Annotated in this window: 13 protein-coding genes; 6 read left to right on the forward strand and 7 right to left on the reverse strand. The window is 66.1% G+C overall.

Annotated features, from left to right (window positions below):
• The first annotated feature begins 5 nt into the window (after window positions 1–5).
• The 4 genes from uraH (at window position 6) to X803_RS0102990 (ending at window position 3,383) form a co-directional block, all read left to right on the forward strand.
• A complete protein-coding gene (gene uraH / locus X803_RS17445; RefSeq protein ID WP_084033317.1) occupies window positions 6–272 on the forward strand; it encodes a hydroxyisourate hydrolase in 267 nt (88 codons plus the stop codon).
• A 2-nt stretch (window positions 273–274) separates the two neighbouring features.
• The gene (gene pucL / locus X803_RS0102980; RefSeq protein ID WP_051470392.1) at window positions 275–1,225 is read left to right on the forward strand and encodes a factor-independent urate hydroxylase; all 951 of its coding nucleotides are present in this window, start codon (window positions 275–277) and stop codon (window positions 1,223–1,225) included.
• A gap of 112 nt (window positions 1,226–1,337) precedes the next feature.
• Entirely contained in the window at window positions 1,338–2,909 is a 1,572-nt protein-coding gene (locus tag X803_RS17450) for a nucleobase:cation symporter-2 family protein (protein ID WP_051470393.1), read from the forward strand.
• 108 nt (window positions 2,910–3,017) lie between these two features.
• Window positions 3,018–3,383: a VOC family protein gene (locus X803_RS0102990; RefSeq protein ID WP_026543968.1), complete on the forward strand. Its 366-nt coding sequence runs from the start codon at window positions 3,018–3,020 to the stop codon at window positions 3,381–3,383.
• A gap of 15 nt (window positions 3,384–3,398) precedes the next feature.
• Here the strand turns inward: X803_RS0102990 and X803_RS0102995 are convergent, their stop codons facing one another.
• The 7 genes from X803_RS0102995 to X803_RS0103025 form a co-directional block, all read right to left on the reverse strand.
• Entirely contained in the window at window positions 3,399–4,751 is a 1,353-nt protein-coding gene (locus tag X803_RS0102995; protein ID WP_051470394.1) for a glycoside-pentoside-hexuronide (GPH):cation symporter, read from the reverse strand.
• Between the two features lie 118 nt (window positions 4,752–4,869).
• The gene (locus X803_RS0103000) at window positions 4,870–5,457 is read right to left on the reverse strand and encodes a DinB family protein (protein WP_026543970.1); all 588 of its coding nucleotides are present in this window, start codon (window positions 5,455–5,457) and stop codon (window positions 4,870–4,872) included.
• A gap of 43 nt (window positions 5,458–5,500) precedes the next feature.
• Window positions 5,501–7,156, reverse strand: coding sequence for an ABC transporter permease (locus tag X803_RS0103005; RefSeq protein ID WP_051470395.1), 1,656 nt, complete (start codon window positions 7,154–7,156; stop codon window positions 5,501–5,503).
• 5 nt (window positions 7,157–7,161) lie between these two features.
• Complete coding sequence (locus tag X803_RS0103010) at window positions 7,162–8,076, reverse strand: ABC transporter ATP-binding protein (protein ID WP_026543972.1); 915 nt, start codon at window positions 8,074–8,076, stop codon at window positions 7,162–7,164.
• A gap of 67 nt (window positions 8,077–8,143) precedes the next feature.
• Window positions 8,144–8,812 (reverse strand): TetR/AcrR family transcriptional regulator, encoded by a 669-nt coding sequence (locus X803_RS0103015; protein WP_026543973.1) that lies wholly within the window; start codon window positions 8,810–8,812, stop codon window positions 8,144–8,146.
• A gap of 22 nt (window positions 8,813–8,834) precedes the next feature.
• Complete coding sequence (locus tag X803_RS0103020) at window positions 8,835–9,437, reverse strand: GNAT family N-acetyltransferase (RefSeq protein WP_026543974.1); 603 nt, start codon at window positions 9,435–9,437, stop codon at window positions 8,835–8,837.
• A gap of 31 nt (window positions 9,438–9,468) precedes the next feature.
• Window positions 9,469–10,230 carry an IclR family transcriptional regulator gene (locus X803_RS0103025; RefSeq protein ID WP_026543975.1) on the reverse strand — a complete coding sequence of 254 codons (762 nt, stop codon included), beginning with the start codon at window positions 10,228–10,230 and terminating at the stop codon, window positions 9,469–9,471.
• A gap of 265 nt (window positions 10,231–10,495) precedes the next feature.
• On the opposite strand from X803_RS0103025, the gene X803_RS0103030 reads away from it, so the two are divergent.
• Window positions 10,496–11,908: an NAD-dependent malic enzyme gene (locus X803_RS0103030; protein ID WP_026543976.1), complete on the forward strand. Its 1,413-nt coding sequence runs from the start codon at window positions 10,496–10,498 to the stop codon at window positions 11,906–11,908.
• A 9-nt stretch (window positions 11,909–11,917) separates the two neighbouring features.
• Complete coding sequence (gene aceB / locus X803_RS0103035; protein WP_026543977.1) at window positions 11,918–13,516, forward strand: malate synthase A; 1,599 nt, start codon at window positions 11,918–11,920, stop codon at window positions 13,514–13,516.
• Window positions 13,517–13,620: the final 104 nt, after the last annotated feature.

Consider the following 13,620-nt stretch of genomic DNA (forward strand, 5'->3'; position numbering starts at 1 on the left):
CCCGCCTGGACCGGCAGACGCCGGACGGCTGGCAGGAAGTCGCGGAAGGAACCACGGACGACGACGGCCGTATCACCTCCCTGGGCCCGGAAGCACTCGAGGCGGGAACCTACCGCATCGACTTTGAGACCGGCAGCTACTTTGCCGCGGCCGACACGGAGACGTTCTTTCCGTCCGTCTCCCTGATCTTCGAACTCACCGACCCGGCACAGCACTACCATGTGCCTCTTTTGATTAGTCCCTTCGCCTATTCCACCTACCGAGGAAGCTGACAATGACGACACCAACCATCGAAACGAACACCGCACCGGAACACTCTGCGGACACCAACGGCCGGATTGTCCTGGGCCGCAACCAGTACGGTAAGGCCGAATGCCGGCTCGTGAAAATCACCCGCGACACTGCCCGGCACCAGATCGAGGACCTGAACGTCACCTCACAGCTGCACGGCGACTTCGAGTCCGCGCACACCGAAGGGGACAACTCCAGGGTTGTCGCCACCGACACCCAGAAGAACACCGTCTACGCGTTCGCCCGCGACGGCATCGGCTCGCCGGAACAGTTCCTGCTGCGCCTCGGCAAGCACTTCACCGAGAGCTTCGACTGGGTAACCGGTGGGCGCTGGGAGGCCGAGCAGTACTTCTGGGAGCGCATCAACGACCACGACCACGCGTTCTCCCGCAACAAATCGGAGACCCGCACGGCTGTACTTCTCATCGAGAACGGTGTGCGCCATATTGTGGCCGGGATCGAGGACCTGACGGTCCTGAAGTCGACCGGGTCTGAATTCCACGGATTCCCCCGCGACCGGTACACCACCCTGCAGGAAACCACCGACCGCATCCTTGCCACCGACGTGACCGCCCGCTGGCGGTACAAGGCTGACGCCACGGACCTGGACTTCAACGCCGTCTACACCAGCGTGCGCGGGATCTTCCTCGATGCATTCGCGCAGACTCACTCCCTCGCCCTGCAGCAGACCATGTTCCAGATGGGGAAGCAGGCGCTCGAAGCGCATCCCGAGATCGAGGAAATCAAGCTCTCGCTCCCGAACAAGCACCACTTCCTCGTGGATCTGGAGCCCTTCGGCCTGGACAACCCGGGCGAGGTGTTCTTCGCGGCGGACCGGCCGTACGGCCTGATCGAGGCCACCGTTGAGCGCGAACGCGCTGACGGAGCGAAGAGCGAAGCAGCGATCTGGGCCAATATTCCCGGCTTCTGCTGAGCATCCGTTGGGACGGCGCGTTCAGAGTGCCGTCCCGACCATGAGCGGCCGGGCACCTGCCCGTGCCCGGCCGTTCACCCAACCACTCATGTGAGACAAGGAAGTCATACTCATGAAAGCAGTCAACTCTATGAAGCTACAGGCCACGCCCCAACGCCCCGAGGATGAACGGCTGCCCCTCGGACGCACGTTCGCCTACGGGTTCCAGCACGTCCTGACCATGTACGGCGGAATCATCGCCGTCCCGCTCATCGTCGGCACGGCCGCCGGGCTGGCGCAGGAGGACATTGCAGTCCTGATAGCCTCCTGCCACTTCGTCGGTGGGGCCGCCACCGTTCTGCAGAGCTACGGCGTCAAATTCTTTGGGTCCCAGCTTCCGCTGGTCCAGGGCGTCTCCTTTGCCGGCGTCGCCACCATGACCGCCATCCTCAGCGGGGGCGGAGGGCTCCAGACGGTTTTCGGCGCGGTGCTGGTTGCCTCGCTGATCGGCCTAGTGCTCGCGCCGTTCTTCGCGAAGATCATCAAGTTCTTCCCGCCCGTGGTCACCGGGGTCATCATCACCACCATCGGTCTCACCCTCATGCCGGTGGCGGCCAACTGGGCCATGGGCGGTAATCCAACCGCTGACAACTACGGCAGCCTGACCAACATCGGTCTCGCCGCCATTACGCTCGCACTGGTACTCCTCCTGAGCAAACTGGGCAACGCGACAATCTCCCGGCTCTCCATCCTGCTGGCCATCGTGGCAGGCACGGTGATCGCCACGCTCCTCGGCCTCGCGGACTTCTCGAACGTCGGCAACGGTCCCATCTTCGCCTTCCCCCAGCCGTTCGCCTTCGGCTGGCCGGTGTTCGACATTGCAGCCATCATTTCGATGACCATCGTCATCCTGGTTTGCATGACGGAGACGACGGCGGATATCCTCGCAGTCGGTGAAATCGCCAGGACGAAGGTCGATTCCCGGCGCATTGCCGACGGTCTGCGCGCCGACATGCTCTCCAGCGCTCTCGCCCCCGTATTCAACTCCTTCCCGCAGACCGCTTTCGCGCAGAACGTGGGACTGGTGGCAATCACGGGAATCCGCAGCCGCTACGTAGTGGCAGCCGGCGGACTGATCATGGTCATCCTCGGGCTTCTGCCCATCCTCGGGCGCCTGGTTGCCGCCGTTCCGACGCCGGTGCTCGGAGGTGCCGGAATTGTCCTGTTCGGCACGGTTGCCGCCAGCGGCATCCGCACCCTGGCAAAGGTTGATTACGAAGGCAACATGAACCTTGTGATCGTGGCCGTAGCGCTTGCCTTCGGAACGATCCCGGTGGTCGCGCCTACCTTCTATGACGCGTTCCCCACCTGGTTCGGCATCATCTTCCATTCGGGAATCAGCTCGGCGGCGATCATGGCGGTGCTGATGAACCTGCTCTTCAACCACTTGAAGGCGGGCAACCCGGACCGCGCTTCCGTGTTCGTCGCGAGCCCGCCGCGGATGGTGCGCGAAGACGAGCTCACCGCGCTCCAGGACGGCGACAGCTTCCAGGGCGGCAGGCTTGTTGCAGCTGACGGTACCGAAATCCCGGTGGTCACCGCGGCGCAATACACCGTGGTCAAGGAGAAGCTGGACAAGGGTGAAGTCACCTGCGTCGAGGACATCCGGCGGATCTGTGACGAGACGCCGGGCACTCACGCCTGAGCCGGCGCCCTGCCCGCCTCCGTTCCAGTCGGCGGGCAGGGCGTAACGCCTTCGTTTCCAGAACCAGGGCGTCTTTTCACGGGCTCGGTTCAGGACAAGACTGGTCCCATGAAACTTCAGCTGTCAGCAACGGTGCTGGATTCACCCGACGCCCGTGTACTCGCCGGGTTCTACCGGCGCCTGCTCGGGTGGGAGGCGAAATTTGAGGACGACGACTGGGTGATGCTCAGGGCGCCCGACGGCGGTGCCTCCCTCTCTTTCCAGACCGAGCCGCGGTATGTGCGTCCGGTGTGGCCGGCGGGCGAGGGCGACCCGCCCATGATGATGCACCTGGACATCCATGTGGATGACCTGTCGGCGGCCGGTGCGCATGCGGTGGAACAGGGTGCAGAGCTTGCGGCGTTCCAGCCGCAGGATGGCGTCCGGGTGTACCTCGACCCGGCAGGCCACCCCTTCTGCCTGTTCGTCGACTGAACCGGGGTCCGGGACCTAACGCGCGCCGCTGCGCTCCTGGATGGTCAGGACAAGCCTGGCGTGCGCGTCATCGGTGAGCGGATACCACCGCATGATGCCGACGGCCACCAGCAGGATGACCGCCGAAGCAAGACCGGCGGCAACACGGATGCCGAGTTCCGCCGTCGGGCTCTGTGCCGCTGCACCCGACTCGTAGCCGCCCCAGGCCAGCGCAAACGCGGCCAAGCCGCCGCCGAAGGCCATGCCGACCTTCCGGGTGGATGCCAGCAGTGAGTAGTTGGTTCCGTCGGTGCGGTGGCCCGTTTTCCATTCCCCGTACTCGACGGTGTCCGCGACGAGCGCCCACATCAGGATGCTCACGGCGGCAGCGCCGGCCAGGGCGAGGAACATCCCGGCAACAGCCAGCCATACTGCGTCCTCCGGGGCACTGAAGACGATGATGCCGCCGGCGGCGCCCATGAGCCCGCCCGAGATGTAGACGCACCGCTTTCCCAGCCGCTGGACCAGCCGCGGCGTGATTACTGCGAGAGCGAGGGTAATGACCACCTGGGCGCCGGCAACCAGCGCGAAGAGGTCCAGCCGGCCCAGCACATCCCGCAGGTAGAAGAGCTTCGCGGTGTTGGTCACCACGTTGGCCGTCATGAAGAAGAGGGAACTGATGCACAGGACCTGAAGCGGTACGTTCCGGACCAGGGTGTCCCGTGCCTGCCGCAGGGTTAGCCTGGGTGCGGAGACAGGAAGCTGCTCCCGCGTCGCCAGTGCAGTGAACAGGTACAGGAGCGTTCCGACGACGGCGAAACCTATGGTCAGCGCGGTCAGGATGCTCCGGATATCGGCACCGTTCTGGAACTGCGGCGCGATGAAGATTCCCAGGAAGGCCGACGTGGCGAGTCCGCCCATGGTCCGGGCGCTCGCGAGGCGTGCCCGGTCCCGCGGATTCCGGCTGAGGGTGCCGGCAAGGGCACCGTACGGAACGTTGACCATGCTGTACGCCAGGCAATAGGCGAAGTAGGAGACATAGGCCCACGCGAGCGTCCCGGCGGGGTGGAGTGCATGGATGTGGAACACTGCCACGCACAGGGCCAGCGGGGCTGCACCGAAAAGCAGGAACGGGCGGAATTTGCCGAAGCGGCGGCTCGAGTTGCGGTCTGCGATTCTTCCGGCAAACACATCGGCGGCCGCGTTGAAGAGGCCGCCCAGGAGCAGGAGGGTGCCCGCGGCGGCGGCGGGGATTCCCGCTACATCGGTGTAGTAGACCAGCAGGAACATGCCCACGGTTGCGAAGGTCATGCTGTTCGCGATGTCTCCCGCACCGTAAGCGGCCACGCTGATGACTGGGAGCCGCTTGGGGGGTGCCTGGCCTGCCATGATCTCCGCTTCATTGTCCTGCTCAGCCCGCGGCAGAGCCTAGAAAACGTTTTCCCACTATCCTAGCGTGAGTTACGTCCTCGCGCCGCCGGGCGGCCGACGCCACGCAGTGAAGACCCTAGGTTGCGCCCTGCTCTGCGTGGCGGGCAGCCGTCTCGATCCGCTCCCAATGCTCGGCCCATTCCTCGGGCGTGCGCTGCGGCATATTGGGATCATCCGGTCCGCGGCCGGTGGCCCCGTCGAGCTGTTCACGGAGGATGTCCGCGTGGCCAAGGTGCTGGGCCGTCTCCACGCACATGTGCACAAGGATCTGCTGCAGGGTGACCCGACGGCGTTCGGGGGACCACCATGGCACTTCGCCGACAGCATCAAGGGGGAGGGCCTTAATCGTGGCGTCCGTGTGCGCGGCCGAGAAGTGATGGAGCTCGATGATTTGTTCGCGGGTCTCCTCCGCCGTGAGCCAGAGATCAGCTTCAGGGGCGGCGTCGTCATCGAACCACGGGAGATCACGCCCGCTGGGCCGGCCGAAAACCTCTCCGAAGTACCCCAGCTGCACACTTGCGACGTGCTTCACCAGGCCCAGCAGGTTGGTGCCGGTAGGCGTCAACGGGCGCCGGGCGTCATAGTCGCCGAGGCCGTCCACCTTGGCGAGCAGGTCAGCGCGGCGAAGGCGCAGATAGTGGTGCAGAACCTCTTTGTCATCCATGGTTGGCACTCTACTGGCACCCTCCGACATGGACCATCAACGCTCAGCCGGCCTCCAGATCACGACGGCGGAAGGCGGCTGCTCCCGCTCCGATCAGCAGGAGGGCGGCCAGTGCCGCAACGGTGACGGGGACGGGGTCCAGCGACTCGGCGGGAACCCGGGGCATCAGCCCGAACGGCTCCGCGTCGGCAACGGCGTCCGGCAGGTTCAGCAGGGGTCCGTACAGTCCCACGATGATCGCACTCACCAGGATCAGCCACACCCACCAGGTGCCGGCCCGGAGAATGCCATAGGAGAGTGCAGCGAGACCCGCGAAACCCAGCACCAGGGGAAGGTAGACCATGCCCGCCAGGGCGAAATCAGCTGCGAGTGCCGGGTCACCGACTGACATTCCCGCGCCTGTGCCGAGGCCGATCCCGATAAGCAGCAGCATCACCGTTGAGCCGAGGGTGGTGACCAGCAGTGAGCTGAGCAGCCAGCGGGGCCGGCTAACCGACGCTGCCAGGATGGCGCCGGTGCGGCCGTCGGCCTCCTCGGCCCTCAGCCGGTTGACCGAGATCACCGCGTAGACCGCTACCGCCATGGCGAAGTAGGCGGTGAAGGAAGCGAGCGTCGCACGCAGCACATCACCGCCCGTGCCCTGGCCGAAGACGGCGGCCAGCTGCGGCTGTGCTTCGAAGCTTTCGACGATCCCCTCACCCATGGAACCGGTCAGTACCGCAAAGGCAACGAGCCCGACCGACCACCCGGCGATGCTGCCCCGTTCCATCCGCAGGATCAACCCAACCGGGTGCACCAGGAATGCGCGGGCACTGCCTCGACCGCTGCGCGCCGGCAGCAGGCCCGCGCCGAAGTCGCGCCGGGTCGTCAGCACTACGGCAACCGTCAGCAGTACCGCGAAGAGCGCCAGGCAGAGGACCAGCGGCCACCATCGCAGGTCCGTGAAGGCGCGGGTCTGCTGCGCCCACGCAATCGGCGAGAACCAGGAGAGCGCACTTCCGCCCACGGATTGGCTGTCTCCGATCCCGCGAAGCAGGAACGCCAGCGCCAACGCTGCGCCCGCCATGCCGGAAGCCGTCCGGGAGTGTTCGCTGAGCTGGGCCGTGACCGCTGCAACGCCGCCGAACACCAGGCCCACGAGCGCCATTCCCGCTGATACCGCCAGCGTGTCAGGGAAGGCCAGGCCGCTTCCCAGCAGGCCGGCGGCCAGGGTGGCGCCGATGGCCGCGTTGGCGGTGAGGAGGGTCAGGATCGAGGCCGCCAACGGTGCCCGCCGTCCCACGACTCCTGCCCGGATCAGCTCCGCCCGCCCGCTTTCTTCCTCGGCGCGGGTGTGGCGGGTGATCAGGAAGATCGACATGAGCGCCGCGGCGACGGCGAGCATGCCGAGGATCTCGTTGGTCACCATCGCGCCGAACGTGTAGTTCTCGAGACCATAGCCCGGCCCGGTCAGCAGCGCCCCGGACGGGTCCTTCATGATGTTGGCGCGGGTCTGGAGGGCGGCTTGGTCCGGGTAGGCGAGGGGAATCACCGCGGCGAAATAACCTGCCATACCGCCGACTCCGAGGGCCCACGCAGGCATCCGCACCCGGTCCCTGCGCAGCGCGAACCTGAACAGGCTCAGGGTGCCGCTCAGACTGCCGGCCTTCTCCTCCCGCGCCGGGTGATCCCGCCGGTCGGCGACGAGCGTAGCGTTCATGGCGCTCACCGCCCGCCGCTGAGGGCGGCCCGGTTCGGATCGTCCTCGCCGTACTGGTGGAGGAAGAGTTCCTCGAGTGACGGTGGGGTGCTGATAAGGCTCCGTACACCGAGGGGAAGGAGGTGCGCCAGCGCGGGCGGCAGGGCGTCGTCGTCGGCGGTGAAGTGGACTTTCTCCCCGTCGCGGCGGACATCATGCACGCCCGGCAGGGAGGCGACCCCGGTCGCGTCACCATCACAGATGACGACGACGGCGGTGCGCCGGAGGTGCCGCAGCTCTGCCAGCGTGCCGCTCTGGACGGTGCGTCCCTGGCGGATGATGGTGACGCGGTCGCAGAGTGCTTCCACCTCCGCGAGGATGTGGCTTGAGAGCAGGACCGTGCGCCCTGCGGACCTCACCTCGCGGATGCACTCCTGGAACTCCCGCTCCATGAGGGGGTCGAGCCCGGAGGTCGGCTCGTCGAGGATGAGGAGTTCGACGTCGCTGGCCAGCGCTGCCACCAGGGCCACCTTCTGCCTGTTTCCCTTGGAGTAGGAGCGCGTCTTCTTGGTGGGATCGAGGTCGAAGCGTTCGAGGAGTTCGCTTCGCCGGGCGGGGTCGGCGCCGCCGCGCAGTCCGGCGATCAGGTCGATGGCCTCGCCCCCGGTGATCTTGGGCCAGAGGTTTACATCTCCCGGAACGTAGGCGAGCCGGCTATGGAGGCTGACGGCGTTCCACGGATCTGCACCAAAGAGCCTGGCGGTGCCGGCATCGGCACGCAGCAGGCCCAGGAGGATGCGGATGGTGGTGGATTTGCCGGACCCGTTCGGTCCGAGGAAGCCGTGCACTTCACCGGAATCGAGGGTGAGATCAAGGTGGTCGAGGGCGCGTACGGAGCCGAAGGACTTCTCGAGCTGACGCGCCTCAAGGATTGGTGCCATGGGAAACACCTTCTGGGAAGAGTGCTGAAACTACGGGGTTGGGCGGTGTTGTGGAAGCGCGGGAAGATCAGGGCTGGGGCGGGTCGGAGACGTACAGGAGGTAGGCGTCGAGCATGCTCCGGTCGGTGAGCAGCCCCTGGGTAAAAAGCTCCGTGCTGGGCAGGCCCATCCGGGAGAGGTAGCCCCGCATGGCCCCGGCGAAGTCCGAGGGATCCTCGGGCGGGTTGAGCGTCAGATCGAGCAGGAGCGCACCGAAACCCTGGACGGTGAGGTACCTGGCGCGGGCCTTCTCATCGAGTGAGGGGCGGATGGTTCCGGCCCTGACCCCTTCAGCGATCCATTCCTCGGCGTCGGCGGCGAAGTGGTCGATGAAGGACCGCGCGAGATCCCCGCCCGCCTGCAGGCTCCGGAGCGCGTAGCCCACCAGCGGGGCGGATTCCTCGACGGAGGCCATGGTCAGGAGCAGTTCGTTGGCGGATCCGGGCTGTACGGCCTGTTCCTTGTACTCGCGGATCCGGTGCAGCACGTACTCGTCGCAGGTCTCGCGAAGGCCCTGCTTTGACCCGAAGTGATGCAGGATGAGCCCCGGACTCACGCCTGCCGCCTCGGCGATGCTGCGCACGCTGACGTCGAAGCCGGACCGCCCGAACAGCCCGACTGCCGCGTCGCGCACCCTGGCCCGGGCGGTGAGGTCGGAGCGGTCGGTGTCGGCCGCGTTCGTCGATACTGAACGCATGTTCAGTATGCTAAACCTCTGTTCAGTCCGCCGCAATAGGTGCTTCGCGCAGGTCCCTGCGCATGATCCACCGGATGCGCCCCGCGCTGGTTGCCCTGGTCTCCGCGACGCGTTCGAAGCCTGCTTTCTCGAACAGCGAGGTGGTTCCGACAAAGGCGAGCGTGGTGTTCACCCGGGTGCCCTCGGCATCAATGGGGTACCCCTCGATGGCCGGCGCTCCATAGCCGGCCGCGAAGCCGACCGCTTCCTCGAGCAGCCTGGCGGCAATGCCGCGACGCCGGTACCCAGCCTTCACCACGAAGCAGATGACGCTCCAGACGGGGAGGTTGTCGACCTGCTGGATGGTCCGTGAACGGGTGAGCCGTCCCATCCCTGCGCGCGGGCCGACGGCGCACCATCCAACGGGCGCACCGTCCAGGTATGCGAGCAGGCCGGGAGGCGGATCCTCGCCGCACAGCTCCCGCATCCGTGCCGGTCTCCCAGCGGATCCCAGGGCGTGGAGCTCGGCGGATGCCAGCCGTGGGGACAGGCACCAGCAGGCGCTTGCGCCGGGCGTCTTCGGGGCAAGGAGGGAGGCGACGTCGTCGAACCTGTCCGCCGTAGCGGGATGCACCTCAACCGTCATGGACGCACATGATACGCCGCCCTGGATGGAGTCAGCTCGCCAGGTTCAGGTCATCCGAGATGGCCTGCGCGGCGGAGCGCAGCAGCGGGACCGCCTTGTCGGCGAAGCTCTCGTCCACCCGGGAAATGGGGCCGGAGACCGAGATGGCGGTAGGCGTTGGCGCGTCGGGGACGGCCATGGCGAAGCAGCGGACCCCGAGTTCCTGTTCCTGCTCATCAATGGAGTAGCCGCGCTCGCGGATGTTCTCGAGCTCCTCAAGAAGCTGCTCTACCGATCCGATGCTCTTCTCCGTGGGTGTGGGCATGCCGGCCCTGGTCACGATATTGCGCACTGTCTCGTTGTCCAGCTGGGCCAGAATGGCCTTTCCGACGCCGGTGTCATGGGTGTGTGCCCGGCGTCCCACCTCCGTGAACATCCGCATCGAATGCGATGAAGGGACCTGGGCGATGTAGACCACCATGTCCGAATCCAGGACCGCCATGTTCGACGTTTCGCCCAACCGGTCAACGAGCATCTTCAACTGGGGGCGGGCCAGCGCGCCGAGCTGCTTGTTGGCGCCCTCGCCGAGGCGGATCAGCCGGGGGCCGAGGGCGTAGCGCCGGTTCGGCAGCTGGCGGGCGTAGCCCTTCATGACCAGGGTGCGCAGGAGCCGGTGGATCGTGGGCAGGGGGAGGTCTGTGGAAGCGGACAGTTCACTGAGTGTGACCTCGCCTCCGGCGTCGGTGATCAGTTCGAGCAGTTCAAAGACGCGCTCGACTGACTGGACGCCGCCGCCTGCAGCCTTCTCGGCCATCGGTACTCCTCGCTAGGACTATCCGCAGAGCGGAATAACTTCTCCAAAGATACCCTAATTGCGCGCGAGCGGAACCTGGTGTCGAGGTGTAGAAACTGCCCGGAGGTGCAGGGCCGCCGATTCGAAGCGGCTGCCTTGCACCTCCGGGCAGTTTTTGATCCGCAACAGCATAGGAGCGGGCTTGTAATTCCGCCCTACAGATAATAATATCCATATTACGAAAACAGCAGAAGGCCGGGAACGGCCATACCCAGGAGGATCTTCAATGGCGAGTCCCAGCCCCGGTTACTCAATCACCCTGCGCGTCCAGGCGCCGTCGAGCTTTACCGCTACGGCGGAGCTGGCCGCGGCAGTCGGCTCAACCGGCGCATCCATCACTGCCCTGGACGTCACCGAATCGCACCACGACAGCATCGTGGTGGACGTCAGCTGCAACACCACGGACGCCGCTCACGGTGAGCGCGTGCGGGAGGCGCTCAACGCGCTCGACGGCGTTCAGGTCAAGAAGCTCAGCGACCGCACCTTCCTGATGCACCTCGGCGGGAAGCTGGAGGTTGTCCCTAAGGTGCCGCTGCGCAACCGTGACGATCTCTCCCGCGCCTACACCCCCGGCGTCGCACGCGTCTGCCTTGCCATTGCGGAGAACCCCGACGACGCCCGACGCCTCACCGTCAAACGCAACACCATCGCTGTGGTCACCGACGGCTCGGCCGTCCTGGGCCTGGGCAACATCGGCCCCGCGGCCGCGCTGCCCGTCATGGAGGGCAAGGCTGCCCTGTTCAAGCAGTTCGCCAACGTTGATGCGTGGCCGGTCTGCCTCGACACCCAGGACACCGAGGAAATCATCAGCATCGTCAAGGCGCTCGCTCCCGTCTACGGCGGCGTCAACCTGGAGGACATCGCGGCGCCGCGCTGCTTCGAGATCGAAAACCGGCTACGCGAGGAACTCGACATTCCGGTGTTCCACGATGACCAGCACGGCACCGCGATCGTCACCTTGGCTGCCCTCAACAATGCCCTCCGCGTGGTGGGCAAGCAGATCGAGAACGTGCGGATCGTCGTTTCGGGTGTCGGCGCCGCCGGGTCGGCCATCATCCAGCTGCTCCAGGCGCAGGGCGCAAAGAACATCGTGGCCTGCGACCGCAAGGGCGCCATCCACAGCGGGCAGACCCACACGGATGAGCACCGCCGCTGGATCGCCGAGAACACCAACCAGGACGCGTTCGCGGGCACCCTCCATGAGGCGCTCGCCGGCGCGGATGTCTTCATCGGCGTCAGCGGCCCGAACATCCTCGGCGAGGAGCAGGTGGCATCCATGGCCGATCAGGCAATTGTCTTCGCGATGGCGAACCCGGACCCCGAGATCGACCCAATCATCGCAGCCCGTCACGCCGCCGTCGTCGCCACCGGCCGCAGCGATTTCCCCAACCAGATCAACAACGTCCTCGCCTTCCCGGGCTTCTTCCGCGGACTGCTCGACGCCGGTGCCTCCGACATCACGCCCGAGATGCTGGTCGCGGCAGCCAATGCAATCGCCGCCAGGGTGGACGATGATGAACTCAACGCAAGCTTCATCATCCCCAGCGTCTTCGACCCGCATGTGGCCGGCGACGTCGCTGCAGCCGTGGCCGCCGCGGCCGGCTCAGCCCAGCGATCAGCCGCAGAATCAGCAGAGTAGGAGCAGGACATGACCATTGAAATCACGGGTACGACGCCGGTTGACGGCGCGGAGACCATCCTCACCCCCGAAGCGCTCCAGTTCCTGGAAAAACTGCACCAGGAGTTCCGCGATCGGCGGGAGGAGCGGCTGGCCGCTCGGGCGGCGAGGCGCGAGGACGTGGCGCAGACGGGACGGCTCGATTTCCTCCCGGAGACTGCAGAAATCCGTAGCGGTAACTGGACCGTCGCCGAAGCACCGCCGCAGCTGCAGGACCGCCGGGTGGAAATGACCGGCCCGGCGTCGCCGGCAAAAATGGCCATCAACGCACTCAACTCGGGTGCCAAGGTGTGGCTTGCCGATCTTGAGGACGCGAGCACGCCCACCTGGCATAACGTCATCGACTCCCAGCTCAACCTGTACGGCGCGGCCCGCGGAAACCTCAGCTACACCTCGCCTGAAGGCAAGGAGTATGCGCTGCGGACGGATGCGCCGCTCTCGGTGGTCGTCGCACGCCCGCGCGGCTGGCACCTGCCGGAGAAGAACATCACGGTCGACGGCGAACCCGCCATCGGCGCGCTGGTGGACTTCGGGCTGCACTTCTTCCACAACGCCAGCCACCTGCTGGAGACCGGCAGCGGCCCGTACTACTACCTGCCGAAGCTGGAAAGCCATCTGGAGGCACGGCTCTGGAATGACATCTTCGTGTTCTCACAGGACTACGTCGGCGTCCCGCAGGGCTCCGTCCGCGCCACTGTCCTCATCGAGACCATCCCGGCCGCCTTCGAGATGGACGAGATCCTCTACGAACTGCGCGACCACGCGTCCGGGCTCAACGCCGGCCGCTGGGATTACCTCTTCAGCATCATCAAGTACTTCCGCGACGGCGGGGAGTCCTTCATCCTGCCGGACCGGGCATCCGTGGCCATGACGGCACCCTTCATGCGCGCCTACACCGAACTTCTGGTCAAGACGTGCCACCGCCGCGGCGCCTTCGCCATGGGCGGCATGGCAGCATTCATCCCCAACCGTCGTGAACCGGAAATCACTGCCCAGGCAATCGACAAGGTCCGCGCGGACAAGACCCGTGAGGCCAATGACGGGTTTGACGGTTCCTGGGTAGCCCACCCGGACCTGGTGCCGGTGTGCCGCGAGGTGTTCGACGCGGTCCTCGGGGACAGGCCCAACCAGATCGATCGGCAGCGCCCGGAGGTCGAGGTCACCGCAGCGCAGCTGCTCGACGTCGAATCCGCCGACGGGGATGTCACCGAGGTGGGCCTCCGCGCCAACCTGTATGTCGCCGTCGCCTACGTCGCCGTGTGGCTCTCGGGCAACGGTGCCGTGGCCATCCACAACCTGATGGAGGACGCAGCGACGGCGGAGATCTCCCGGTCCCAGGTCTGGCAGCAGATCCGGAACAAGGTGGTCCTCGCCGACACCGGCAACACCGTGACACCAGAGCTCGTGAACAGCATCCTCGCCGAGGAGACCGAGAAACTGCGCGGCGAAGTCGGCGACGAGGCGTTCTCGAAGTTCTACGAGCCGGCCAGCCGCCTCATCGCGGACATCTGCGTGTCCGAGGACTACACCGACTTCCTGACCCTGCCCGCCTATGAGCTGGTGAGCTGAGTGGAGTTTGCGCTCGGTTTCGACGACTACGCGGCGATCGATTCGAAGCTGACGGACACGGACCGGCTGCTCCGCACCGGCTACCCCGGCGACAGCGGCTCGCG

It is taken from the genome of Arthrobacter sp. 35/47, from assembly GCF_000520475.1.
Lineage (GTDB): Bacteria > Actinomycetota > Actinomycetes > Actinomycetales > Micrococcaceae > Arthrobacter_D > Arthrobacter_D subterraneus.

Coding starts and splice junctions, on each gene's coding strand:
- X803_RS0102995 (WP_051470394.1), bottom strand. CDS start 4,751: ATGGCAGGCCAGGCACCCCCCAAGCGGCTCCCAGTCATCAGCGTGGCC.
- X803_RS0102990 (WP_026543968.1), top strand. CDS start 3,018: ATGAAACTTCAGCTGTCAGCAACGGTGCTGGATTCACCCGACGCCCGT.
- X803_RS0103000 (WP_026543970.1), bottom strand. CDS start 5,457: ATGGATGACAAAGAGGTTCTGCACCACTATCTGCGCCTTCGCCGCGCT.
- X803_RS0103020 (WP_026543974.1), bottom strand. CDS start 9,437: ATGACGGTTGAGGTGCATCCCGCTACGGCGGACAGGTTCGACGACGTC.
- X803_RS0103005 (WP_051470395.1), bottom strand. CDS start 7,156: ATGAACGCTACGCTCGTCGCCGACCGGCGGGATCACCCGGCGCGGGAG.
- X803_RS0103025 (WP_026543975.1), bottom strand. CDS start 10,230: ATGGCCGAGAAGGCTGCAGGCGGCGGCGTCCAGTCAGTCGAGCGCGTC.
- X803_RS0103015 (WP_026543973.1), bottom strand. CDS start 8,812: ATGCGTTCAGTATCGACGAACGCGGCCGACACCGACCGCTCCGACCTC.
- aceB (WP_026543977.1), top strand. CDS start 11,918: ATGACCATTGAAATCACGGGTACGACGCCGGTTGACGGCGCGGAGACC.
- X803_RS0103030 (WP_026543976.1), top strand. CDS start 10,496: ATGGCGAGTCCCAGCCCCGGTTACTCAATCACCCTGCGCGTCCAGGCG.
- pucL (WP_051470392.1), top strand. CDS start 275: ATGACGACACCAACCATCGAAACGAACACCGCACCGGAACACTCTGCG.
- X803_RS17450 (WP_051470393.1), top strand. CDS start 1,338: ATGAAAGCAGTCAACTCTATGAAGCTACAGGCCACGCCCCAACGCCCC.
- X803_RS0103010 (WP_026543972.1), bottom strand. CDS start 8,076: ATGGCACCAATCCTTGAGGCGCGTCAGCTCGAGAAGTCCTTCGGCTCC.